17 protein-coding genes are annotated in these 23,780 nt (G+C 73.9%); 4 read left to right on the plus strand and 13 right to left on the minus strand.

What is annotated here, in order from left to right:
- Positions 1 to 54 precede the first annotated feature (54 nt).
- The 3 genes from ACFY0I_RS04815 to ACFY0I_RS04825 form a co-directional block, all read right to left on the minus strand.
- Positions 55 to 570 carry a protein phosphatase gene (locus ACFY0I_RS04815; protein ID WP_388890161.1) on the minus strand — a complete coding sequence of 172 codons (516 nt, stop codon included), beginning with the start codon at positions 568 to 570 and terminating at the stop codon, positions 55 to 57.
- A gap of 24 nt (positions 571 to 594) precedes the next feature.
- Positions 595 to 1,344, minus strand: coding sequence for a hypothetical protein (locus tag ACFY0I_RS04820; RefSeq protein WP_388890164.1), 750 nt, complete (start codon positions 1,342 to 1,344; stop codon positions 595 to 597).
- A 147-nt stretch (positions 1,345 to 1,491) separates the two neighbouring features.
- Positions 1,492 to 5,055, minus strand: a complete 3,564-nt coding sequence (locus tag ACFY0I_RS04825) for a S8 family serine peptidase (RefSeq protein ID WP_388890167.1) — start codon at positions 5,053 to 5,055, stop codon at positions 1,492 to 1,494.
- A gap of 187 nt (positions 5,056 to 5,242) precedes the next feature.
- Here ACFY0I_RS04825 and ACFY0I_RS04830 point away from each other — a divergent pair, with 187 nt between their 5' ends.
- Positions 5,243 to 6,724, plus strand: a complete 1,482-nt coding sequence (locus tag ACFY0I_RS04830) for an MFS transporter (protein ID WP_388890170.1) — start codon at positions 5,243 to 5,245, stop codon at positions 6,722 to 6,724.
- A 22-nt stretch (positions 6,725 to 6,746) separates the two neighbouring features.
- Here the strand turns inward: ACFY0I_RS04830 and ACFY0I_RS04835 are convergent, their stop codons facing one another.
- From ACFY0I_RS04835 to ACFY0I_RS04845, 3 genes are read right to left on the minus strand one after another with little or no spacing between them, the layout of a single operon-like run.
- On the minus strand, positions 6,747 to 7,148 hold the full coding sequence (locus ACFY0I_RS04835) for a DUF6126 family protein (protein ID WP_388890173.1): 402 nt from the start codon (positions 7,146 to 7,148) through the stop codon (positions 6,747 to 6,749).
- Positions 7,149 to 7,164: 16 nt separating this feature from the next.
- Positions 7,165 to 7,857: a helix-turn-helix domain-containing protein gene (locus ACFY0I_RS04840; protein WP_388890176.1), complete on the minus strand. Its 693-nt coding sequence runs from the start codon at positions 7,855 to 7,857 to the stop codon at positions 7,165 to 7,167.
- A 58-nt stretch (positions 7,858 to 7,915) separates the two neighbouring features.
- Positions 7,916 to 9,517, minus strand: a complete 1,602-nt coding sequence (locus ACFY0I_RS04845) for an ATP-dependent DNA ligase (RefSeq protein WP_388890179.1) — start codon at positions 9,515 to 9,517, stop codon at positions 7,916 to 7,918.
- A 164-nt stretch (positions 9,518 to 9,681) separates the two neighbouring features.
- Between ACFY0I_RS04845 and ACFY0I_RS04850 the strand changes: the two genes are divergently transcribed.
- Positions 9,682 to 12,396 (plus strand): alpha/beta fold hydrolase, encoded by a 2,715-nt coding sequence (locus tag ACFY0I_RS04850; protein ID WP_388890182.1) that lies wholly within the window; start codon positions 9,682 to 9,684, stop codon positions 12,394 to 12,396.
- Positions 12,393 to 13,256: an ABC transporter permease gene (locus tag ACFY0I_RS04855; protein ID WP_388890184.1), complete on the plus strand. Its 864-nt coding sequence runs from the start codon at positions 12,393 to 12,395 to the stop codon at positions 13,254 to 13,256. The genes ACFY0I_RS04850 and ACFY0I_RS04855 overlap by 4 nt, the downstream gene beginning before the upstream one ends.
- A gap of 168 nt (positions 13,257 to 13,424) precedes the next feature.
- Here the strand turns inward: ACFY0I_RS04855 and ACFY0I_RS04860 are convergent, their stop codons facing one another.
- The 5 genes from ACFY0I_RS04860 to ACFY0I_RS04880 all read right to left on the minus strand — a co-directional run bounded on the left by ACFY0I_RS04860 (position 13,425) and on the right by ACFY0I_RS04880 (position 19,738).
- Positions 13,425 to 14,411 carry a D-2-hydroxyacid dehydrogenase family protein gene (locus tag ACFY0I_RS04860; RefSeq protein ID WP_388890186.1) on the minus strand — a complete coding sequence of 329 codons (987 nt, stop codon included), beginning with the start codon at positions 14,409 to 14,411 and terminating at the stop codon, positions 13,425 to 13,427.
- Positions 14,408 to 15,355 carry an aldo/keto reductase gene (locus ACFY0I_RS04865; protein WP_388890189.1) on the minus strand — a complete coding sequence of 316 codons (948 nt, stop codon included), beginning with the start codon at positions 15,353 to 15,355 and terminating at the stop codon, positions 14,408 to 14,410. The genes ACFY0I_RS04860 and ACFY0I_RS04865 overlap by 4 nt, the downstream gene beginning before the upstream one ends.
- Before the next feature lie 287 nt (positions 15,356 to 15,642).
- Positions 15,643 to 16,800: a galactokinase gene (galK, locus tag ACFY0I_RS04870; RefSeq protein WP_388890192.1), complete on the minus strand. Its 1,158-nt coding sequence runs from the start codon at positions 16,798 to 16,800 to the stop codon at positions 15,643 to 15,645.
- On the minus strand, positions 16,797 to 17,855 hold the full coding sequence (gene galT / locus ACFY0I_RS04875; protein ID WP_388890194.1) for a galactose-1-phosphate uridylyltransferase: 1,059 nt from the start codon (positions 17,853 to 17,855) through the stop codon (positions 16,797 to 16,799). The genes galK and galT overlap by 4 nt, the downstream gene beginning before the upstream one ends.
- Positions 17,856 to 17,869: 14 nt before the next feature.
- On the minus strand, positions 17,870 to 19,738 hold the full coding sequence (locus ACFY0I_RS04880) for a beta-galactosidase family protein (RefSeq protein ID WP_388890197.1): 1,869 nt from the start codon (positions 19,736 to 19,738) through the stop codon (positions 17,870 to 17,872).
- 213 nt (positions 19,739 to 19,951) lie between these two features.
- Between ACFY0I_RS04880 and ACFY0I_RS04885 the strand changes: the two genes are divergently transcribed.
- On the plus strand, positions 19,952 to 21,097 hold the full coding sequence (locus ACFY0I_RS04885; protein ID WP_388890200.1) for a substrate-binding domain-containing protein: 1,146 nt from the start codon (positions 19,952 to 19,954) through the stop codon (positions 21,095 to 21,097).
- Between the two features lie 767 nt (positions 21,098 to 21,864).
- Here the strand turns inward: ACFY0I_RS04885 and ACFY0I_RS04890 are convergent.
- Positions 21,865 to 22,662 carry a sugar phosphate isomerase/epimerase family protein gene (locus tag ACFY0I_RS04890; RefSeq protein WP_388890203.1) on the minus strand — a complete coding sequence of 266 codons (798 nt, stop codon included), beginning with the start codon at positions 22,660 to 22,662 and terminating at the stop codon, positions 21,865 to 21,867.
- Positions 22,659 to 23,732 carry a LacI family DNA-binding transcriptional regulator gene (locus ACFY0I_RS04895; protein WP_388890206.1) on the minus strand — a complete coding sequence of 358 codons (1,074 nt, stop codon included), beginning with the start codon at positions 23,730 to 23,732 and terminating at the stop codon, positions 22,659 to 22,661. Before ACFY0I_RS04895 ends, ACFY0I_RS04890 begins: the two co-directional genes overlap by 4 nt.
- Between the last annotated feature and the right edge of the window lie 48 nt (positions 23,733 to 23,780).

Here is a 23,780-nt window from a genome sequence, read left to right on the forward strand (position 1 = left end):
GGTGACTTCGGGATCACCGTACGTCTCCCTCCCGGGGCGCGCGCTCCGACTGCGCTACGGGAGTGGGTCGAGGCCGCCGAGCAGGGCGGCCGTGTCGAGGCCGGCGGTGAGGTACTCGGCGAAGACGGGGTTGTGCAGGGCCCAGGGCGAGCGACGGCGGCGGATCAGCCCGATCGCGTCGACCGCGGGCATGCCCCGGTCGACGAGGCACTGGGCCACGACGAGCCCCGAGCGGTTGTACCCGGAGTAGCAGCGCACGAGGGTGCGGCGGCCGGAGTCCAGGGCCTGTCCGGCGGCGCGGGCGAGGTGCTGGACGTCGCGCAGTTGGACGGTGGTGAGGGCGGCGTCCGGCATCTCACCGACGATGTGTTCGGCGTTCGGACCGGGGCCGTGGCCCGGGCGGGTGAACAGGCTGATGACGAGGTCGAACTCGTCCGTGACGACGGCGGTGCGCAGGCCCCCGGTGTCGTCGGCCCAGATGTGCCCGCCCATCCAGAGGCCGGGTGTGATCTCGTCCCAGCGGGTTCGGGGGTCGGGCACGTCGGAGGGCTTCCGGCTGGTCTTGGTCATGCTTTCGGATCGTACAACAGCAGGTCACTCAGCGGGAGTTGCGCCAAACACGGCTTCCCGGAAGGCCGTCCGCAGGGAGCCGCCGCGGCCGGGTCCCGGGGTGGTGCGCAGGGTGGCCCAGCGTCCGTCGCGGGGGGAGAGCCACAGGGCCGGTCCGGCCCCGGACGGGCCGTGGTGGGCCCATACCCCGGCGGGCGCGGGATGCCAGAGCAGGCCGCGGGCGGGGGTGAGTTCGCCGGTGCGGATGCGCAGCGATTCGGCCGTCCAGGAGTGGGCGATGGGCTGGTCGGCCCCGGACAGCAGGTGCCGCAGGAAACGGCCGAGGTCGGCGCCGGTGGTGTGCAGGGTCGTGTCGGCGTGGCGGGTACGGGTCATGCCGAGGGGGGCCCAGATCCGGGTGGCGGCGAAGTCGGCTGGCGGGGCACCGCACAGGTGCTCGGCGAGGCGGGTGAGCGCGGCCAGGGCGGCCGGGGCGTCGGCGTGGGTGAGCAGGTGGTGGGCGGTGGTTCCGCCGGGCAGCCCGTCGGACGCCGCTCGGCCGTAGGTGGTGAGGGGGGTGTGCAGGGCCAGCTCACCGCGGGTGACGAGGCTGCCGAGTACGGGCCACACGGCCAGTACGGCCGTCAGGGCGCCGGCGTCGAAGGGGCTCTCGTCCTGGCCGTCCGAGGTCGCGTGGTCGGGGTCCGTCGAGCCGACCGCCCAGACCGCGTCCGGGTCGGCGCGGCGGACCAGGGCCTCGATCCGGGCGCCCTGCTCGCTGTGCGGGGTGGTCATGGTCGGCCACGCTACGTCGGCCCTGCGCGCCGCGCCGGTCAGGTCGTGGCGGAGTCGGCGTCCGCCACCCGAATGCCGGGGCGGGGCGCCCGGGCAACCGCCCGGACGCCCCGCCTTCTCGTTGCCGGCCCGTTCAGGGGGTGGGCATCAGCTCCGGTCGGGGCGGTCGGTCACCCGCAGGGTGTTCAGCAGCGGCTTGCCGAACCCGTTGTGCGTGACGAAGCGGAGGTTCAGCACCCCGTCCGTGACGGTGACCGTGTAGCTCTTGGTCAGAGCGGTGTAGGTGCCCGCCTCCAGGGAGACGTCCAGGGAGGGCAGGACCTGTGTGCCCTCCGCCAGGACGTCGAAGACGCGCTTGTTCGGCTTGGCGGAGGAGAGCTCGGCGAAGCCGAGTTCCACCGTGTAGGTGCCGTTCGGCACGTTGTCGAAGCGGTACTCGTACATGCCCTCGCGGGCGTTGCGGAACAGCCGTTGGTCGTCCGTGCCGGCGATGGCGCGGCCGGTGGACTGGACGGTGGCGTTGCCCTGGTAGCCGTAGGAGCCGGGCGTGTACTTGCGGTCCGGGGACCAGGCGTCACCCGCGGCGTCCGTGGCGGGGTAGTCGGAGCCCGCGTCCAGGGCGAGCTGGTAGCGCGGGATGACGATCTTGACCGGGACGGTGAGGACCGGACTGCGGCCACTGGCCGAGGTGATCTTCAGGTCCGCGGTCAGTACCGTGCCGGCGGCCAGGCCCTCGGTGTCCACCGCGAGGGTGAGCGCCGCCTTGCCGCCGGTCGGCAGGTTGCCCTCGGCCGGGCCGACGGTCAGCCACGCCGCGTCCTCGGCCACCGTGAACGCCGTGCCGAGGCCGGGGTTGGTGAGGTCGAGGGTGCGGGTGCGCTTCTGGCCGGCGGGCAGGACGATCTCCACCGCGTTCTTGGCGGCGGTGACCTTGCCGGTGCGCAGGGACCGCGTCACGGTCGTGACGTCGGCCGGCTTGACGTCGACGGCCGCCTGGGCGGACTCGTAGGACGGGGCCGTCAGGGAGAGCGGCCGGTTCCCGGACGGGCTCTGGACGACGTAGCCGCCGTCCGCGGCGGTGACGGCGGAGACGGCGCCGTCGCCGCTGCCGACGGTCACGGTGGCGCCGCCGACTCCGTTGCCGTCGTTGGCGTCGAGGACCCGGCCGGCCACCACACCGCTCTTGGTGGTGCGGAAGCCGATGGACAGGCCGTCGGTGATGACCGGGGTGTTGAAGGAGTACTTGAAGGCGTCGGTGCCGGTCGCGTTCTCCAGGCCGACGGTGGCGGTCGAGCCGCCCTTGATGCCGGTGCCGCCCGTGCCCTTGTAGGAGTAGGTCACGGTGCCGTCCTCACCGATGGCCGCCGCGAAGGAGAACTTCTCCGTCTGCGCCGACCAGTGGGACACCTCGCGCCACTCGATCACGTAGCTGCGATGCGGGGCGGTGCCGGTGACCGCGGTGAAGACGCCCGAGCCGCTGCCCGCCGCGCCGACGACGAGGTCGTCCCAGAAGGGGTACAGGGCCGCGTTGGGCGTGGCCGTGCTCGGCAGGTCGCCGTTGATGTCACCGGTGTGGTTGCCGCCGAAGCTGACGGTGCCGTTCGTCCCGATCCAGGCCTGGGCGTACGTCTTTCCGTACAGCGGCAGCGGGAAGGGGAGGTCGACGCGCTCGGTGGTGTTGTCGCCGGTCAGCGCGAGCTGCCGGTTCCCGGCGGGATACGGGCGGTCCCCGGCGGCGGCGCAGGCGTAGCCGTAGCCGTCGGTGCGTTCGGGGAGGTTGATCGCGGCGGTGGTGTCCCCGCCGACGGTGACCCTCGCCGTGCCTGCGGTGACGCAGCGGGAGGGGTGCGTGGCGTTCACGTCGTACGTGCCGTGCGGCAGGGTGACCTCGAAGCGGCCCTGGGCGTCCGTGGTGGCGCTCACGGGGGTGTCCGCGACGGTGACCGTCGCGCCGGCAGCGGGCCCGGCGGCCGAGGAAACGGTGCCGGTGAGCTTGCCGGAGGCGGCCTGGACGAGGGTGAAGTCGCCGGTGGCGGTGGCGTTCTCGGTCACCGTGGCCGTCGCGGTCTGCTGTCCGTAGCCGAACTTGGACGCGGTCAGCGCGTACTCGCCGACGGAGAGGGCGGTGAACCGGTAGCTGCCGTCGGCGGCCGTGGTGGCCGTGCGGTCGATCGGGCCGTCGGCGGTGACCTTGACACCGGCCACGGGCTCGCCGCCGGCGGTGCGGACGGCGCCGCCGAGCGCGCCGATGGCGCCGCGCGGAGCCGCGTTCACGGCGGCGAGGGCGTCGAGCCGGCCCTCGCCGAAGACGTTGTTGTCGGCCGCGGCGCCGCCGCACTGGCCGTTGTCGGTGTCCGTCGCGGTGCCGTCGAGGAGCGACTCGGTCTGCGCGACGTCACCTTCGAGCGCCGGGGCCGCGGACCAGAGCAGCGCCACGGTGGCCGCGGTGTGCGGAGAGGCCATGGAGGTGCCGGAGAAGGCCTCGTAGGCGCCGCCCGGGACGGAGGAGCGGACGTTCACGCCGGGCGCGGCGATGTTCGGCTTGATGATGCCGCCGGGGCCGGCTCCCCGCGAGGAGAAGGACGCGATCGTGTTGTTGATGTCGAAGGCGCCGGAGCTGTAGGAGCTCGCGTAGTCGCCCGGGGAGCCGCTGGTGGAGCAGCCCGGGCCGGCGTTGCCGTTGGAGAAGGCCGGGAAGATGCCGGCGGCGCGCCAGGTGTTGACGATCTCCTGGTACCAGGTGTCGCCGCCCGAGCCGCCCCAGGAGTTGTTGACGACGTGCGGGGCCAGGTCGGGACGCGGGTTCTGGCCGTTCAGGTCGGTCGGGGCGACGATCCACTGGCCGGAGGCGAGCAGGGAGGCCTCGGAGCAGGAGTTCGACTCGCAGCCCTTGGCGGCGATCCACTTCGCCCCCGGGGCCACGCCGATCTTGTTGGCGCCGCCGTCGTCGCCGACCATCGTGCCCATCGTGTGGGTGCCGTGGTCGTTGTTGTCGCAGGGCGCGGCGGTGTCGCAGACGCCCGCCGGGTCGAACCAGTTGTAGGCGTGGTCGTAGGACCCGTCCGCGTTCTTGCCGCGGTACTGGTTGTTCACGGCCGGGTGCGTGTAGTCCACGCCGCTGTCGATGTTCGCGACGACGATGCCCTCGCCGCGGACTCCGATCTGCTCCCACACCTGCGGGGCCTTGATCCGGTCGATGTTCCACTCGACGGCGTCGGCCAGGGCCTTCTCCCGGTTGCCCTCCGCGGGCTTGGGGAGGGTGACCTTGTCGTCGGCGTCGATCCGGGAGACCTCGGGCCGCTGTGCGAGGGACCCGGCGAGCTTTTGGCTGCCGACCACGCGCACGGCGTTGACGATCCAGTACGACGTGTACTCGGCCTTGGCTCCGGCCAGGGCCTTGACGACCTCGGCCTGACTGCGGGCGGCGTGGTCCTTCTTCAGACGCAGAACCGTTTCTGCCTTGGCGGCGCGGGTCTGCTGTTTCCCCGCGGCGGTCAGATCGGCGGCGCTGTCGAGATAGACCCAGAAAACGGCCTTGGCCGACTCGTCGAGCTGGGTGCGGAGCTTGGGCTCGATCTTCCGCTCGGCCGCGCTCGGTGCGGGACCGGGTTCCGGCGCGGCGGCGGCGGCACCCGCGCCGACGGGCAGGAGCAGGACCGAGGTGAGCGCGGCGAGCGCCGCGCGTAAGGATCGTCTGTTGCGTTGGGCCACGTGGGGTCTCCTCGTACGCCGTGGACAGGTTGTGCGGAAAGTGCGCATGTGACGTGCGCGGGTCATGGTGAACGAGGTGCCATGCTCATTACAAGAGGGCCTAATGAGCCGTCCCTGACGGCCTCTCGGCCGGGATCCGCGCGTCCGCCGGGTGGCCTTCGGCCACCGCGCGCGCCAGCCTGGGGTCATGACCTCACCCGCGCCCGGCGTTCGCCTCGGTTCCGCCCGGGGCCGGTGGATCCTGTTCACCACCGTCCTCGGATCGGCCATGGCCATGCTGGACTCGACCGTGGTGAACGTGGCGCTGCCGCGCATCGGGCGGGATCTCGACGCCGACCTGGCCGTACTCCAGTGGACGGTGAACGCCTACCTGCTGACCCTGGCGGGGTTGATCCTGGTCGGCGGAGCGCTGGGCGACCGGTTCGGGCGACGCCGGATCTTCGTGCTCGGCGTGGTGTGGTTCGCGGTCGGATCCCTGCTGTGCGGCTTGGCGCCGAACGCCGGGGTGCTGATCGCGGCCCGCGCCCTCCAGGGCGTCGGGGGCGCGCTGCTGACCCCCGGCTCCCTCGCGCTCATCCAGGGCTCGATCCGGGCCGAGGACCGGGGCCGGGCCGTCGGCCTGTGGTCGGGCCTCGGCGGGGTCGGCGCGGCGGTGGGGCCCTTCCTCGGCGGCTGGCTGGTGGACGGACCCGGCTGGCGGTGGGTGTTCCTGCTGAACGTGCCGCTGGCCGCGGTGTGCGTGCCCGTCGCACTGAGGCACGTACCGGAGTCGAAGGATCCGCAGGCGCACGGGCGGTTCGACGTGCTCGGCGCGGTCCTGGGCGCGGGGGCTCTGGCGCTGCTCACCTACGCGCTGATCGAAGCCCGGTCCGGGTCCCCGTTCGTCGTCGCGGCGGCCGTCGGCGGGCTCGTGCTGGCCGGCGCGTTCGTGACCGTCGAACGACGGCGGGCCGATCCGATGGTGCCGCCGGACATCTTCGCCTCCCGCCAGTTCACCGCGGTCAACCTGGTCACCGTGTGCGTGTACGCGGCCTTCGGCGGCTTCTTCTTCCTCATCGTGCTCCAGCTCCAGGTCGTCTCCGGGTACTCGGCCCTGGCCGCGGGCGCCGCCCTGCTGCCGACCACCGCCCTGATGCTGCTGCTGTCGGCCCGCTCCGGGGAGCTCGGGGAGCGCATCGGGCCCCGTATCCCGCTGACGGTGGGTCCACTGCTGTGCGCGGCCGGAATGCTGCTCACGATGCGGGCCGGCCCGGACGCGTCCTACGTACGGGACGTGCTGCCCGCCCTGCTCGTGCTGGGCGCCGGCATGGTGACCCTGGTGGCCCCGCTGACGGCGACCGTCCTGGCCTCGGTGGACCCCGGGCGGGCGGGCCTGGCCAGCGGCATCAACAACGCGGCCGCCCGCGCCGCCGGGCTGCTGGCCGTCGCCGCGCTGCCGCTGCTGGCGGGGATGGGCCCGGACGCCTACCTGTCAGCCGAGGCCTTCGACGCCGCGTTCCGGCGGGCCATGCCCTGGTGCGCCGGGGTGCTGGTGGCCGGTTCCGCGCTGGCCTGGGCCACCGTACGCTCCCCCGCGCCCGGCGCGCCGCACCCGCAGTGCCGCACCCAGTGCGGGGTGAGCGCGCCACCGCTGGAGCCCCCGGGAGCCGCGGAGAAGGGCCCGCGGTGAGGAGAACCCGCGCCGGGGCGGCCTACTGGTTCTCGGCGCCCAGCACGAAGAGGAGGTAGACGAAGAAGGCGAAGAGGTGGCCCACGAAGAGGTACGCGACCAGTCGGATGATCAGGCCGCGGGGGAACTTGGACTCGATGCGGCTCATCAGGGTCGGCGCGCCCTCCGGCGCGGCGCCCTCCGCCGGTGCGGCGACCTCCGCCGGTGCGGCGACCTCCGCCGGTGCGGCGACCTCCGCCGGTGCGGCGACCTCCGCCGGTGCGGCGACCTCCGCCGGCGTGACGCCCTCCGCCGGTGCGGCGCTCCCGGTCCGCGCGGTGGTCTCGGTGACGTGCGGCACGTTCTCTCCCTCGGACTGCGACTGGATCTGCGACGGGGCCGGTGACTGGGACGGGGTCTGCGGGTGGGGCTGCGACTGCGACACGGGTGCGGCTCCTCGGTCAGCGGGGGTGGTGCTCGGCGCCGCCGAGGCACAGCCCCGCGAGGCTGCTCTGCAGCAGGGTGTGGACGAACAGCAGGTCGGTTCCGTCGGCCGTGGCCGCGGCGATCCGGTGCGGGGTGAGCGAGTCGAAGTGCGCGCTGTCGCCCGGCTCCAGCAGGTGCTCGCTCTCCCCGAGGTGCAGCCGCAGTCGTCCGCCGAGGACGTACAGCCACTCCTCCCCGGGATGGACGCGGACCAGCTCGCCCTGCCCGCGTTCCCTCGCCCCCCTGCCGACGGCGGCCGGGGCGGGAACGTGCACCCGCAGCGCTTGCATGCCGCGGCCGGAGCCGCCGGCCTGCCAGTACGTCCACCCGTCGGCCTCGCGGGCCCCCGGACCGCCGGCCCGTACGATGGGATCGGCCGTGGCCGGTGTTTCGCCGAGCAACTCGGAGACGGTCGTGCCGTAGGTGCGGGCGAGTCCGAGCAGCAGCGGGAGCGAGGGCTGACGGCGACCGGTCTCCAGGCGGGACAGGTGCGCGGGCGAGAGCCTGGCCCGCGCGGCGGCCGCCTCCAGCGTCAACCCGGCGCGTCGGCGCAGGTCACGCAGTTGCGGGGCCACAGTGGGCAGCTCGGCGGCGTCGGAAGGGTCGGGATCCGGAGCGGTCTCGGGGTCGGCCGCGTCAGCGGGACCGTCACCGGGGGCGGGAGTCATATCCCGATTGAGCCAGAGACTTGCCTTTCTGGCAATCTTCGTTGCCTCCGAGGCAAATTCACTCGTCTCCGAGGTCTGCCAGGTCTGCCTCCGCCTTCGCGGATCCCTCGGGAGCGTCCTCGGCGCCGCTGCCGCCGCCCCGGGCGAGTACGGCCTCCACCGTATCCGCCTCCTCGGGCGCCTTGTCCGGGCGGTGGCGCAGGACGCGGGCGAAGCGCAGGGCCACCCCGGCCGGGTAGCGCGTGGAACGTTGCAGGCCGTCGTAGGCGATCTCGACGACGAGTTCCGGGCGGACCCGGATGGTGTACCCGTCGTCCTCGACCGCCAGCTCCGTCAGCCGCTCGGTCTGCCAGGCCAGCATGGCGTCGGTGAGGCCCTTGAAGGTCTTGCCGAGCATGGCGTACGTCCCGTCGGCCGCCCGGGCTCCGAGGTGCAGGTTCGACAGCAGGCCGGTGCGGCGGCCGTTGCCCCGTTCCACCGCGAGCACGACCAGGTCGAGGGTGTGCACCGGCTTCACCTTGAGCCACTGCTTGCCGCGCCGCCCGGCCGCGTAGCCGGAGTCGAGCGCCTTGACCACGACCCCTTCGTGGCCCCGGCCCAGGGTCCGCGTCCAGAACTCCTCGGCCCCGGCGGTTCCCGTCCCCGGGTCCTCCGCCACCAGGCGGCGCACCCGGTGCGCCTCGGGGACCAGCGCGACGAGTTCCGCGTACCGCTCGCGCACGGGCAGGTCGAGCAGGACCCGGTCGCCGGACAGCAGCAGGTCGAAGAAGTACGGGGTCACCGGGAGCGTCCGGCGCGCGGCGGCCACGTCCAGCCGCGAGCCGACCCGGCTCGCGATCTCCTGGAACGGCACCGGGCGGCCGTCGGGGGTCTGCCCGATGACCTCGCCGTCCAGGATGAACCGCTCACCGGGGAAGGTGCGGACCAGTTCGGCCACCTCGGGGAGCCGGTCGGTGATCTCGTCGAGGGAGCGGGTGTGGATGCGTACGTCGTCCCCGTCGCGGTGCACCTGGACGCGGATCCCGTCGAGCTTCTCCTCGACCGCGCAGGGGCCCAGCGCGGTCAGGGCCGCCGCCACCGACGGGGCGGTGCCGGCCAGCATGGGCTGGACGGGCCGCCCCACCCGCAGGGTCACCCGCTCCAGCGCTGCGGCGCCCTCGGCCAGGACGGCGGCGGCGACCCGGGGCAGCGACCCGTCGAGCATCACGGCCCGGCGCAGGGCGGTCGCGGGCACCCCGGCCGCCGCGGCCACCCCGTCCAGCGCCACGGCGTCCAGGGCGCCTTGGCGGACCTCCCCGGACAGCAGGCTGCGCAGGAACCGCTGTTCGGACTCGGTCGCGGAGCCCATCAGGGTGTCGACGATCCGGGCGCGCTCGGCCTGCGCGCCGGATCCGGCGACGGCGGCGAGGTCGGAGACGGCGGCGTCCACGCCGGCCACGGTGAGGGAGGGCCCGGCGGCGGGCTCGCTCGCGCGGCCGAGCGTGCGCCATCCGACTCCCGGTCGGCCCTGCGGGAGCCGACCGGCGAGGTAGGAGACGATCAGGGCCGCCTCCTCGGCCGGCGCGGCGGCGAACAACTCGGCCAGGAGGGCGGTCTTGCGGGACCTGGCGGAGGTTTCGGCCACCTCCAGCGACACCCGCGCGACCTCGGAGAGCAGCATGCGGTCCATCCTGCCGTCCACGGGCGCGCGGCGCAGCCCGGCCTCGCGGCCGGCCCGGGTACCGCAGGCGCGGTACGGCGGTGACCGCGTGTAGTCCTTGAGGAGGTGGGGGGCTACGCCTGTAGGAGCTCGGGTCGGGAGACCGGGGGCTTTAGGGTTTCGGTATGAAGCTCCGACTGCCACGGCGCCGCCGAGACCGCCTGCTCTCCGGTGTCGCCGCGTTCGCCGTCCTGGCCGGCGCCGGTACCTGGACCGCGGCCGCCGCGTCCGGGGACGCGCCGGCCGTGCACCGCCAGGACCAGGTCCTGAACCTGCCCGGTGCCGGGATCGACACCTCCTACTTCACGGCCGGCGGCGGGGACGGGAAACGGCCCGCGGTGCTCCTGGGCCACGGCTTCGGCGGGAGCAAGGACGACGTCCGCGCGCAGGCCGAGCGGTTGGCGCGCGACGGATACGCCGTCATGACCTGGTCGGCGCGCGGATTCGGCCGCTCCGGCGGCCTGATCGGGCTGAACGATCCCGAGCACGAGGTCAAGGACGTGTCCGCGCTCGTCGACTGGCTGGCGAAGCGCCCCGAGGTGCGGCTCGACGCCGCCGGTGACCCCAGGGTGGGCGTCGCGGGCGCCTCGTACGGCGGGGCCGTCTCGTTGCTGGCCGCGGGGTACGACCGGCGGGTCGACGCGATCGCCCCGCAGATCACGTACTGGAACCTGGCCGACGCCCTCTTCCCGCAGGGCGTGTTCAAGAAGCTGTGGACCGGGATCTTCTTCACCACCGGCGCGGCGGGCGGCCTCCAGGCGGCTCCGCAGGCACCGGCCGCCACCCCCGCGGGACCGCCCGCGGCTTCGGGCTGCGGCAGGTTCGAGCCGCAGCTGTGCGCCATGTACGAACGGGTCGCGGTGGCGGGCAAGCCCGACGCCGAGGCCCGGGAGCTGCTGGAGCGGCGCAGTCCGTCCGCCGTGGGCGACCGGATCAAGGTGCCGGCGCTGATCGTGCAGGGTCAGGACGACTCCCTCTTCCCCCTCGACCAGGCAGATGCCATGGCCAAGGCCATCGCGGCGAACGGCGCGCCCGTCTCCGTCGACTGGGCGGCGGGCGGCCACGACGGCGGCATGCGCGAATCCGCCCGGGTCGAGGCCCGGATCACCAGCTGGTTCGACCGCTACCTGAAGGGCGACGAGGGCGTCGACACCGGCCCGGCGTTCCGGGTCTCGCGCTCCGGCGGCATCGACTCCACCGACGGACAGGTCAAACTGCGCGGCGCGACCGGCGACACCTACCCGGGACTCGGCTCCGCTCCGCGCGAGTTCACCCTCTCGGGCCGGGAGCAGAACTTCGCCAATCCGGCCGGCGGGACACCGCCCGCGCTGTCGGCCCTGCCGGGCATCGGCGGGCAGCTCGCCGCGCTCGGGACCGGCGTGGCGCTCGACTTCCCCGGGCAGAACGCCCGCTTCGAGTCGGAGCCGCTGGCCGAGGACGTACGGATCACCGGGACCCCGGCTGTAACCCTAAAGGTGAGGTCGACGGCTGCCGACGGTTCGGCCGTCCTGTTCGGCAAGGTGTACGACGTGGGCCCCGACGGGCGCCAGCAGGTGCTGCCGAACCAGTTGGTCGCCCCGGTGCGGGTGGAGGACGCCCGGGAGACCGCGACCGTACGGCTGCGGCTCCCGGCCATCGACCACGCGGTCCGGGCCGGACACCGGCTGCGGCTGGTGGTGGCCGCCACCGACCTCGGCTACGCGTCCCCCGCCGCCCCGGCCACGTACACCGTCTCGGCGGAGGGGCCGCTGGCGGTGCCCGTCGCGGACGGGGTCGCCACGGCCGCGGCCGACCTGCCCGCCTGGACCTGGTGGCTGCCGCTCGGCGCGGTGGCCCTGGCCGCGGCGCTCCTCGGGATCCGGCGCACCGGCGGGGGTCGCGGCGGGAGCAGGCCGGCGGAAGCGCAGCCCGAACCCGCGCTGGCCGACGTACCACTGGACATCACCGGGCTGACGAAGCGCTACGCCAAGGCCGCGGACCGCTACGCGGTGCGGGACCTGTCCTTCCGGGTCGAGAAGGGGCAGGTGCTCGGCCTGCTCGGGCCCAACGGCGCGGGGAAGACCACCACGCTGCGGATGCTGATGGGGTTGATCTCGCCGGACGCCGGGGAGATCCGGGTCTTCGGGCACCTCATCCGGCCCGGGGCGCCGGTGCTCTCGCGGGTCGGGGCGTTCGTGGAAGGTGCCGGATTCCTCCCGCACCTGACCGGCCGGGCCAACCTGGAGCTGTACTGGCAGGCCACGGGCCGTCCCGCCGAGGACGCGCACATGGCGGAGGCCTTGGAGATCGCGGGGCTCGGTGACGCGCTGGAGCGCGCGGTGCGCACCTACTCGCAGGGCATGCGCCAGCGGCTCGCCATCGCGCAGGCCATGCTCGGCATGCCGGACCTGCTGATCCTCGACGAACCGACCAACGGCCTGGACCCGCCGCAGATCCGCGAGATGCGCGACGTGATGATCCGCTACGCCGCCGCCGGGCGGACGGTCATCGTCTCCAGCCACCTGCTGTCGGAGGTGGAGCAGTCCTGCACGCACCTGGTCGTCATGGACCGGGGCCGGCTCGTGCGGGCCGGAGAGGTCTCCGAGATCACCGGCGGTGGGGACACGCTGCTGGTCACGTTGGAGGGGCCGGTGGACGCGGTGACCGTGGAGAAGGTCGCGGCACTGGAAGGGGTCGGCTCCGTGCTGCCCGCCGACGAGGGGCTCCTCGTCCGCCTCGACGGCGTGAGCGCCGCCGGGCTGATCGCCGAACTCGTACGGCTGGACGTCCCGGTGTCGGCGGTGGGGCCGCACCGACGGCTCGAAGACGCGTTCCTCACCCTGATCGGAGGTGCGGCGTGAGCGCCGTACAGGAGACCGCGCCGGGCTACCGGGCGAACCGCACCCTGCCGCTGCGGGTGGAGGCGCTGCGGCAGTGGCGCCGGCGCCGGACGCTGGTGATGGCCGGGGTGCTGGCCGCACTGCCGTTCATCATGATCATCGCGTTCGCGGTGGGCGGCGGCGACGACGGGCCCGGCGGTGGCAACGGCCGGATCAGCCTCATCGACACGGCGACGGAGTCGGGCGCGAACTTCGCGGTCACCTGCCTGTTCGTGTCGGCCGGATTCCTCCTCGTGGTGCCCGTCGCGCTGTTCTGCGGGGACACGGTGGCCTCGGAGGCCGGCTGGTCCTCGCTGCGGTACCTGCTGGCCTCGCCGGTCCCCCGGGCCCGGCTGCTGTGGAGCAAGCTGGTGGTGGCCCTCGGGTTCAGCCTGGCCGCGATCGTGCTGCTGCCGGTGGTGGCGCTGGCCGCGGGCACGGCCGTGTACGGCTGGGGACCGCTGAAGCTGCCGACGGGCGGGGCGCTGGCCGCCGCGGACACGCTGCCGCGGATCGCGCTGGCCGTGGCGTTCGTCTTCGTTTCGCAGCTGGTCACGGCCGGGCTGGCGTTCTGGCTGTCGACGCGGACGGACGCCCCGTTGGGCGCGGTGGGCGGGGCGGTCGGCCTGACGATCGTCGGGAACGTGCTGGACGCCGTCACCGCCCTCGGCTCGTGGCGCGAGTTCCTCCCCGCCCACTGGCAGTTCGCCTGGGCGGACGCCTTGCAACCTCAGCTGGAATGGGGCGGGATGATCAAGGGTGCGGCGGTGTCGGTGTCGTACGCGGTGGTGCTGTTCGCGCTCGCCTTCCGGGGCTTCTCGCGCAAGGACATCGTTTCCTGAGGCGGCCGGAGCCGCCGCGCGGACCAGACCGAGGGCCCCGCACCGTGCCGTGAGGCGGGTGCGGGGCCCTCGGGCCTCCGGGGCCGTTGCGGGGTCCGGGATCCGGGGTCGTCCGGGCGCCTGGAGCCCTCCCGGGAATCCGGGGGCGGCCGGTGGCGGCCGGCCCCGCTACGGAAGGACGCGTACGGGTGAGCCGTCGAGGAAGGCGAGCACGTCCTCGACGGCCTCGCCGTAGTACGTGGCGTAGTTGGCCCGCGTGACGTAACCCAGGTGCGGCGTGGCCAGGAGGTTCGGGGCGCTGCGCACCGGATCCGTGACGGGCAACGGCTCCGTGTCGAAGACGTCCAGAGCCGCGCCCGCGAGGCGCCCCTCACGCAGGGCGTCGAGGAGCGCGCCCTGCTCGACGATGGCGCTGCGGGAGGTGTTGACCAGGTACGCGTACGGTCGCATCAGGGCCAGTTCGGCTGCCCCGATCAGGCCCCGGGTGCGGTCGCCGAGCGCGAGGTGGACGGAGACGAAGTCGGCGTCCGCGAGGAGCTCCTCCAGTGACCCGGCGAGGCTCACGCCCACCTCGTCGGCGCGTTCCTTCGTGAGGTTGGCGCTCCAGGCCGACACCTCCATCCCGAAGGCCAGGCCGATCCGCGCGACCCTGCTGCCGATCTTGCCGAGACCGAGCAGGCCGAGTCGCCGGCCGTGCAGGTCGGCGCCGACGGTTCGCTGCCAGGGCCCCTCGCCGGAGCGCAGGGCCGCGCTCTCCACCGCGATCCCCCGGGCGAGACCCAGGAGCAGCGCCCAGGTCAGCTCGACGGGCGGGGTGCCGGAACTGGCCGTGCCGCACACGGTCACGCCGGTGCGCGCGGCGGCCTCGTAGTCGACGACCGAGTTGCGCATGCCGCTCGCGACGAGCAGCTTGAGGCGCGGCAGCCGCTCCAGGAGACGCGCGGGGAAGGGCACGCGTTCACGGAGGGTGACCACCAGGTCGAAGTCGGCCAGGCGGGCGGCCAGTGCGTCCTCGTCGTCGAGGTGGTCGTCGTACGTGACCACCTCGACGCCGCGGGCGATGACCTCGGACCAGTCCGCGAGGGTGGTGGCCACCCCCTGGAAGTCGTCCAGGACCGCGCAGCGCAGGGGCGCCGGGGCGCGGGTGTCGCTCACGCGTGGCTCCCCGCGACGGCGTCGATCTCCGCCAGGAGTTCGGCCTCCAACGGCCGGTCGGCAACGGCCGCGTTGGCGCGCACCTGCTCCGCGGAGGTGGCGCCCGCGATGACGGAGGCGCAGCCGGGCTGGGCCGAGAGCCAACCGATGGCGAGTTCCAGCACCGTGCGGTCGTACTTCTCGGCGATCGCGGCGAGCGCTTCGACGGTGTCGAGGCGCTCCTCGGTGAGGTAGGCGTCGCGCCCTTCGAGACGGGAGCCCGCCGGGACGGCCGCGCCGCGCCGGATCTTGCCGGTGAGCAGGCCGTTGGCGAGCGGGAAGTAGGGCAGGACGCCCACTCCGTAGTGCAGGGCCGCGGGCACGAGTTCCCGTTCGGCGGACCGCTGGAGCAGCGACCATTCGTTCTGCGCCGACACGAAGGGCGTCGCGCCCGTCTCGCGGGCGACGTGGGCGGCCTCGGCGAGCTGCCAACCGCTGAGGTTGGAGTGCCCGATGTAGCGGATCTTGCCCTCGGTGACCAGTTCGGTGAGCGCGGCGAGGGTTTCGGCGATCGGGGTGGCCGGGTCGGGGCTGTGCAGCTGGTAGAGGTCGATGTGGTCGGTCTCCAGGCGGCGCAGCGAGGCTTCTACGGCCCGCCGGACGTAGGCGCGGCCGCCGCGGGCCCCGGCGGCGGCGCCGTACCCCATGTCGACGCCGTCGTAGCCGAACTTGGTGGCGAGGACGACCTGGTCGCGGCGGCCCTTGAGGGCCTGACCGAGGTGGCTCTCGGAGCCGCCGCTGCCGCCGTAGATGTCGGCGGTGTCCAGGAGGGTGATCCCGGCGTCGAGGGCTGCGTCGACGACGGCGCGGGTGGCTCGGGCGTCGAGCCGGCCGCCGAAGTTGTTGCAGCCCAGGCCGACGGTGGAGACCTGAAGTCCTGAACGGCCCAGGGGGTTGTAGTGCACGTGGTTCGCTCCTCCGCGATCGACCGGCGCCCTGTGTGGCAAGTGATCACTCTAGGCCCGCCGGTGGGGCGGCGGTACGGGGTCGTGTGAACGCTCCGTGTCGCGCGCCCGACGGGCGTCGGCCCGTGGGAGCGGTTCGATCGGGGGCCGTCGGAACAGGTCGGCGAGGCGTTCGCCGAGGGTCGAGGCCTCGTCCATCGAGCAGACCGCGAGGTCGGCATCCCGGTCGGCCGCCGCGCCGGCGAGGTCCGCGGTGAGGTCGGGGTCGTCCTCCGCTTCGCCCTCGCCTACAGGATCCGTCCCGCGCCGGCGGCGGGCACGGCCCGGCTCACGTGCGGAGCGGCGAACCCGGCGGCCGCGAAAGCGCCGACGACGGCGCGGGTCACCTCCGCCTCGGCCTCCGCGTCGATCAGGGCGAGGGCCGAGCCCCCGAAGCCGCCGCCCGTCATCCGGGCCCCGTACGCGCCGGCCGCGTTGGCGGTGGCCACCGCGAGGTCGAGTTCGGGGCAGGACACCTCGTAGTCGTCGCGCAGCGAGGCGTGCCCCTCGGTGAGCAACGGCCCGACGGCGCGCAGCCGTCCGGCGCGCAGCTCCGCCTCGACGCGCAGGACGCGTTCGTTCTCGGTGACGACGTGCCGGACGCGGCGGCGCCCGATCGGGTCGGCGAGTCGGGACAGCGCCTGCGACAGGTCCGCGTACGACAGGTCGCGCAGCGCGGGCAGTCCCAGGGCGGCGGCGGCCCGGTGGCAGGAGGTACGGCGCTGCGCGTAGGCCCCGTCGGCGAGGTCGTGCTTGACCCGGGTGTCGATGACGAGGAGCCGCAGCCCGGACGCCGCGCAGTCGAAGGGGATGTGACGTCGTTCGAGGCTGCGGGTGTCGAGCAGCAGGGCGTGCCCCTCGCAGGCGCAGGCCGAGGCCGTCTGGTCCATGACCCCGCAGGGCACGCCGACGTACGCGTTCTCGGCGCGACGGGCCAGGGCCGCCAGCTCCGGGCCGCGCAGCGGGATCCCGTACAACTCGGTGAGGGCCAGGGCGGTGGCCACTTCCAGGGCCGCGGAGGAGGACAATCCCGCCCCGGTGGGCACCTCGGACCGCACGTGCAGGTCGGCCCCGCCGATCGGAAGGCCCGCCTCCAGCAGCGCCCACACCACCCCGGCCGGGTACGCCGTCCAGCCGCCCGGGCCGCCGGGGGTGCGGCCGGGGGCCAGGTCGGTGAGGTCCAGGGTGACCACGCCGGAGGGCACGTCGGCGGAGTGCAGCCCGAGCCTGCGGTCGGTGCGGCGGGCGGCGGCCACCTCCGTACGCTGCGGGAGCGCGAAGGGCAGCGCGAAGCCGTCGTTGTAGTCGGTGTGTTCGCCGATCAGGTTGACCCGGCCGGGCGCGGCCCACACCCCCTCGGGCGTTCTCCCGTACAGGTCCTGGAACTCCTGCGCGGCGCGGTTCACGGGCTCGCCACCTCCCGCAGCCGGGCGGCCGCGTCCTCGGGTCGGACGTCGTTCATGTAGGCCTCCATTCCGGACTCGGTTCCCGCGAGGTACTTCAGCTTGTCCGCGGTGCGCCGGACGGTGAACAGCTCCAGGTGGAGCGCGAAGTCCTCGCGCCCCTCGCCGATCGGGGCCTGGTGCCAGGCGGAGATGTAGGGGGTCGGGCCGGGCACCGCGAACAGCCGGTCGAAGCGGCGCAGCAGTTCCAGGTAGAGCCCGGGGAGTTCGGCGCGGGCCGCGTCGCCGAGGGCCGGCAGGTCGGGCACCCGGTCGTGGGGGTGGAGGTGGACCTCGTACGGCCAGCGGGCGGCGTACGGGACGAAGGCGGTCCAGTGCTCCCCTTCGAGGACGACGCGGGTGCCCTCGGCGCGCTCGGCCGCGAGGACCTCCTCGAAGAGGTTGCCGCCGGTGCGGGCGCGGTGCTCGGCGACGGTGGCGAGCATGCGGGTGGTGCGCGGGGTGACGAACGGGAAGGCGTAGATCTGGCCGTGGGGGTGGGCGAGGGTGACGCCGATCTCGGCGCCGCGGTTCTCGAAGCAGTAGACCTGCCGGACGCCCGCGCGCGCGGCGAGTTCGGCGGTGCGGTCGGTCCAGGCGGCGAGGACCAGTGCGGCGCGGGACTCGTCGAGTTCGGCGAAGGAGGTGAGGTGGTCGGGGGTGAAGCAGATGACCTCGCAGCGTCCGGTGTCCCCGGCGAGGGAGGGGAAGCGGTTCTCGAAGACGGCCACCTCGTAGTCCGCGGCCGGGACCTCGCTCGCGTGTGCGGCGGTGGAGGGGCACAGCGGGCAGTCGTCGGCGGGCGGGAGGTGGGTGCGGCCCTGACGGTGGGAGGCGATGACGACGGCGTCCCCGAGGAGCGGGTCGCGGCGCACCTCGGAGGTGGGGGCGGGGGCGGCTCCGAGGGGGCGGGGGTCGGGAACGGTGCGGACGGGGGCGGGGCCCGCGGCCGGGCCCCTGTCCGTGTCGTAGTAGAAGATCTCGCGGCCGTCGGCGAGGCGGGTGCTCGTGCGCTTCACGTACCGATCTTCTCTCACTGCGGGGTGATGGAGGTGGGACGGCCCAGCTCGGGCCGGTCGCTCAGCCGGAGTTCGGCGCCGGGGCGTTCCATTTCCAGGACCACGATCTCGTTCCCGGCGCCGCGCCACAGGGGGCCGGGCGCGTACAGGGTGCGCTGCGGGCCGCGCGGGGTGTCGTAGTGGCCGAGGAGGAATCCGTTCAGCCAGACCAAGCCGGTTCCCCATCCGCAGAGGTCGATGAAGGCGTCCGCCGGGGATCCGTCAGGGGTGTGGGAGAAGCGGTGGAAGGTGGGCTCCTCCGCCGCGGCGGGCGCGGCGGGGTCCGTCGGGGCGGCCGGGTCGGTCCGGGTGTCCGGATCGGTCCGGGTCTCCGGATCGGTCCGGGTGTCGGCGGGCATGGACCAGTCGAGGCCGGTCAGGTCGGTGAGCGGCAGCGGGGTGATCTCCCACTCGAACAGGTGCTGGTGCCCGTGCCGCACGCCGCGCCAGATGCCCTTGCGGTCGTCGAGCAGCGGCCCGTAGTTCACCCGGCCCAGGGCCCGTACGAGGATGTCGAGCACGACGCCGTCCTCGCCGACCGGCAGGTCGAGGCCCTCGTCGGGGGCGTTGCGGTCCAGGGCGCCCAGGGGTCGGCCGTCGGCGAAGAGGTACGCGTGGTCCCCGAGCCCGTCGATCCTGATGGGCATGGCGGGGCGCGGGCCGGTGAGGGTGGTCCGATAGTGGATCAGGCCGTGGTCCTGGCCGAGCTTCTCCATGGACTCGGGCGCGGGCCGCAGCACGGGTTCGCCTCCGAGGAGCCCGAGCGCGCCGAGCAGCGGGGCCGTGCCGGCCGGGGTCGCGCGGGCCGGGGCCATGCGGGGCGGCGGGGCGGGCAGCGGGCCGTCGGGGAGCGGAACGTACTTGCCGATGACCTCGCGGAAGGCGTGGAACTTGGGGCCGAGTTCGCCGGCCTCGCCGATCGGGGCGTCGTAGTCGTAGCTCGTGACGGTGGGCTGGAAGCCGGGGTCCCCGGGCCGTGACCCGGTGTGGTTGGCGCCCGCCCAGAAGCCGAAGTTGGTTCCGCCGTGCGCCATGTAGAGGTTGACGGAGGCACCGGTGGCGAGGAGTTCGTCGAGGGATTCGGCGGCCTCCCGGGCGTCGCGGACGTGATGGCCGTCGCCCCAGTGGTCGAACCAGCCGATCCAGAACTCCATGGCGGTCAACGGGCCGGTGCGCTGGTAGCGCCGCAGGACGTCGAAGCGTTCCGCGGGCCGGGCGCCGAAGGTGGCGGTCGCGAGCCGGCCGGGGACGGTGCCGCCCTGGAGCATGGCGTCCTCGGGGCCGTCCGCGGTGAACAGCAGGCAGTCGACGCCGCGTTCCGTCAGGGCGCGGTCGATGTGGGCGCGGTAGCGCGCGTCGTTGCCGTACGAGCCGTACTCGTTCTCGATCTGCACGGCGACCACCGGCCCCCCGCGGCTCGCGAGGTGGGGCAGCAGCTCGGGGACGAGGAGGTCGAACCAGCTGTCCACCTCGGCCTGGAAGCGGGGGTCGGAGCAGCGCAGGCGCAGCCCGTCGACGGCGAGGAGGCGGGCCGGCAGACCTCCGAAGTCCCATTCGGCGCAGATGTAGGGTCCGGGTCGGACGATGGCGTCGAGCCCGAGGTCCTGTGCGATGCGCAGGAACCGGCCGACGTCGCGCGGGCCGGTGAAGTCGGCCTTGCCCGGGCCGGTCTCGTGGAAGTTCCAGGGGACGTACGTGTCCACGGTGTTGGCCCCCATGGCCCGCAGCCGTCGCAGCCGGTCCTCCCACAGGTCGGGATGGACCCGGAAGTAGTGCAGGGCACCCGAGACGACGCGGTGGGGGTGGCCTGCCCGGCGGAATCCGTCCTGGTCGTGCGTGAGCATGCGCTGACTCCCGGGAAAGGTCGAAATGCCGTGAGGTGCGGGGCTGCTGCCGAATATATGAACGCCTCGTCCGCGCAGTCAATGACGGGTTGAACGCAATCAATCGAATCGATCGATTCGATTGCCTATGATGACCGGCGGACGGCGCACGGAGCCCGCCCGCAGAGCTGCCGGCCGGCACGGCCCGGATCCGCCGCACCCCAGGGGGACCTCGTGAGACCACATGTGGACCAGCGCCAGGCGCAGGTGCTCGCGCTCGTACGGGCCCGCGGCAGCGTCCGGGTGGCCGACCTGGCCCAAGAGCTCGGCGTTTCACCGGTCACCCTGCGCCGGGACATCGAGGCGATGGCGGCCCGGGGCGAGATCCAACGGATGCACGGGGTGATCAGCCGGGTCGAGGGCATACGGCCGGTCTCCCCCGAACCGGCCGGCGCCGTGTCCGGCCGGGCACGGACGGGTCCCGGAGCGGGCCTGGTGATCGGGATGGTCGTCCCCACCACGGAGTACTACTACGCCGAGGTCGTACGAGGTGCCCGCGAGGTCGTCGAGGCACGGGGGGCACGCCTCACCGTCGGGCTGACGCGCTACCTGCCGGGCGAGGACCGCACCCAGGCCGACCGACTGCTGTCCACCGGGGCGGACGGACTGCTCCTGACCCCGAACTGGGACGCCGGATCGGCCGCTCCGGGCGAGGGCGCCTGGACGGCGGAGCTCGGCGTACCGACCGTACTCGTCGAACGCGGCGCCCCGCCGGGACACCCCGCGGCGGCGCTGGACCGGGTGATGTCCGACCACGCCCACGGGGCCGCGCAGGCCGTCCAGCACCTGGTGGGCCAGGGGCACCGGCGGATCGCCCTCGCCAGTCAGGAAACCCCGACGACGGCACGCCTGCGCTCCGGGTTCGAGGCGGCCGTGAGCGCCCTCGGCCTGCAGCCGCCCCCGCCGTGGCCCGCGGCGGTCGGGCGCGGGGCGGCGGGGCCCGGCGCGGCGGGGTCCGGATCCGAGGGCGACGGCGGGCTGTCGGTGGCCGACCGCTTCGCCCGCACCCTGGACTACCTGTGCGACGCGGTGACCTCGGGCGGGGTGACCGCAGCCCTGATCCACAGCGACACCGACGCCATCATGCTGATCCCGCGCCTCCAGGCCCGCGGCGTCCGGGTGCCGCAGGACCTGGCCGTGATCACCTACGACGACGAGGTGGCCGGATTGGCGGACGTACCGCTGTCGGCGGTGGCCCCGGCCAAACACGAGGTCGGAGCAAGGGCCGCGACCCTACTCCTGGAACGACTCACGGCCGGCGCGAACGAAAGCCCCCGCCAACACGTGGAACTCCTCCCCCGCCTGAACATCCGCACGTAGGCCGTCCCTTCCTGATCGTCCCTGCCCCCCGATACCGCGCCGCCGCGCGTTGTCGGGACACCGGAGTACCCCAGTATCGGGACGCCGGAGTACCCCAGTACACGAGTACATGGGCGCTCCCTGCACCTTCGGATCGACGACCCCGGCCGACGCGGGCCGACCGGCGAGATCCGCAAGAGACGGCCCGGGCCGTGCCCACGACCCGATCAAAACGATCGCTGCACCTGTCCTGCCCGCTCGCGCAGGACGGGACGGCCGCCTTCGCCGAAGCGCTTCCCCACCGCCGTCGAAGGCGGCCGTGCGGTTACTGCCTACAGCACGGTGTCCCGTTCGGCGGCGGTGAGACCGTGGAGCGTCCATAGTCCGTGGACCGCCGGCAGCGGTTTCACCAGCCTCCGTTCCCCGGGGCGATGGCCATCCGCGCCTACGAGCCGCTCGGCAGGGTCGGGCCGCCGGCACCGCACGCGCGCGCGGCTCATCCCTGGGCCCCTCGCACCTCGCATGCGGCCACGTCGTGGCTCCTGCCGGGAGGTTCTCGTACCGCGCCAACAGCCGAGGACGACGCCCATGGTCGATCCGCCCCGAAGCATCTCCTCCCAAGATCGTGGCCCTGTTCGGCTGCTTCATGGTTTTCCCTCACCCCTCACCCCTCACCCCTCACGCAGCCGGCGGTGAGCTCGATCGGCCGGCGCGACCGGCGTCGAGGAACCGGAGCGGTACGTGCGCCGGCCTCGGCTTCCCTCCGGCAGGGACCTCTTGCCGCCTCCCTACTCGGCTCGATCGCCCTGAGCCACCAGGTGCTCCAGGTACTGCCGCCCTTGTCCGAGTCGGTCCGCGAGGTCGGCCGCGTCGGGGTACCAGCGTCTCTCGTACTCCCAGCACAGCCAGCCCTCGGGCGGTGCTACGGCCACCGCCTCGGCCAGGGGCAGGACTCCGGCGCCGAGACCGAGCGGGGTGAGGTCCTGCGCGGAGGCCACGTCCTTGACCTGGACATAGCCCAGGTGTTCGCCCAACTGTCTTCGTGACTGTGGCGCAGGCTCTCCGTCGAGCCAGGTGTGCAGTACGTCCCACAAGGCGCCCGCGGCGGGATGCCCCACCTCGTGCAGTACCCGGGCCGTGGCCTCCGAGCTGCGATGGGAATCGTGGGTCTCCAGCAGGATCCGCACCCCGTGCCGGTCGGCGAAGGGGGCCGCCTCGCGGAGCCGGCGCACGGCATTGGCATCGGCGCGGTCCGTCGGCAGACCCTCCCCACCGGGAAAGACACGGACGTACGGGGCCTCAAGATCGACAGCCAGCTGTACGAGGGCCCCGATCTCGGCGAGGACCGGCTCGTCCTCGCCGGCCGCCGCCACCCGGGCGTAGCCGGCGACCCCGAGGACCCTCACACCCGCCGCGGTCACTGCCCGCAGCCCCGCGGCCCGGTCACCGCGCGGGCTCCCCGTGTGCAACGGCTCCTCGGGATGGGCTCGTACTTCGAGGCCGTCGTACCGGTGCTCGGCCGCCAGTGCCGCACTCCGCACGAGGGGGGTTCCGGGCAGCCCCAGCGTTGAGAAGGCGTACTTCACGGCCTGCTCCCCTCGGGCGGCGGGGCGGTGGAGCCCCGCACCATGAGCTCGGTGGGCAGGGTGGTGATACCGCCCGGGGGTGGGGATCTGCGGCCGGTCACCAGGTTCGCGGCCAGCACCCCGGCCTCGCGCAGCGGCACACGGACCGTGGTGAGTGCGGGTGCGGTGTCCGCGCAGAACGGCAGATCGTCGAAACCGGCGACGGAGACGTCCTCGGGAATGCGCAGCCCCGCTTCGCGCAGCGCGGCGACGACACCCGTGGCGACGGCGTCATTGGCGGCTGCGACGGCGGTGAAGGGCTCGGCGCGCCGGAGCAACTCCTGAGCCGCGTCATAGCCGGCAGACCGCTCGAATCCCGCGTGTACGGTGATCCTGCCGCAGGCATCGGGCAGGGCCGGGTCGTGGCGCGCCAGTGCGTCCCGGTGTCCGGCGAGGCGCTCGCGGGAGGTGCTCAGCCCGGGCGGACCGGCCACATAGGCAATGCGCCGGTGGCCGAGGGCCAACAGGTGCTCGGCGAGTCGGAAGGCTCCTCCCCGGTCGTCGAAGACGACGGTGGCCACGGGCAGCCCCGCGTCAACGGGCAGCGGTGGACGGCCGCAGAGAACCACGGGCGCCCCGGCGGCCGCTATCCGCGAGACTCGGGCGGCGAGGGCAGCGGTGTGGTCCGGATCCTCGACTGCTCCGCCGGTGAGAACGACGCCCCCGGCCCGCTGCCCTTCCAACAGGGTGAGGTAGGCGATTTCGGCGGCGGGGGCGCCCTCCGTGTTGCAGATGACGGCCAGTCGGCGTGGCTCCGCGCGGCCGGCCGGATCCAGGGCCCGTTGGAGGGAACCGGCCAGGACCCCGAAGAAGGTGTCGGCGACGTCGTGCACGAGCACGCCGATGAGGTCCGAGGTGGCCGCTGCCAGTGCCCGGGCGGGACCGTTGGCGATGTAGCCCAGGTCCTCGACGGCCTGCTCCACTCTGGTTCGGGTGCCGCCCGCGACCGGATAGCCGCCGTTCAGTACGCGCGAGACCGTGGCCGGCGACACGCCTGCGTGCGCCGCGACCTCGGCAAGGGTGACCGCCATGCCGCACCTCTCCTTCTGCCCTCGTGGGCTGCCCCCGGTCATCTTCTC

Origin of the sequence: Streptomyces sp. NPDC001568 (assembly GCF_042893755.1) — a bacterium.
GTDB lineage: Bacteria > Actinomycetota > Actinomycetes > Streptomycetales > Streptomycetaceae > Streptomyces.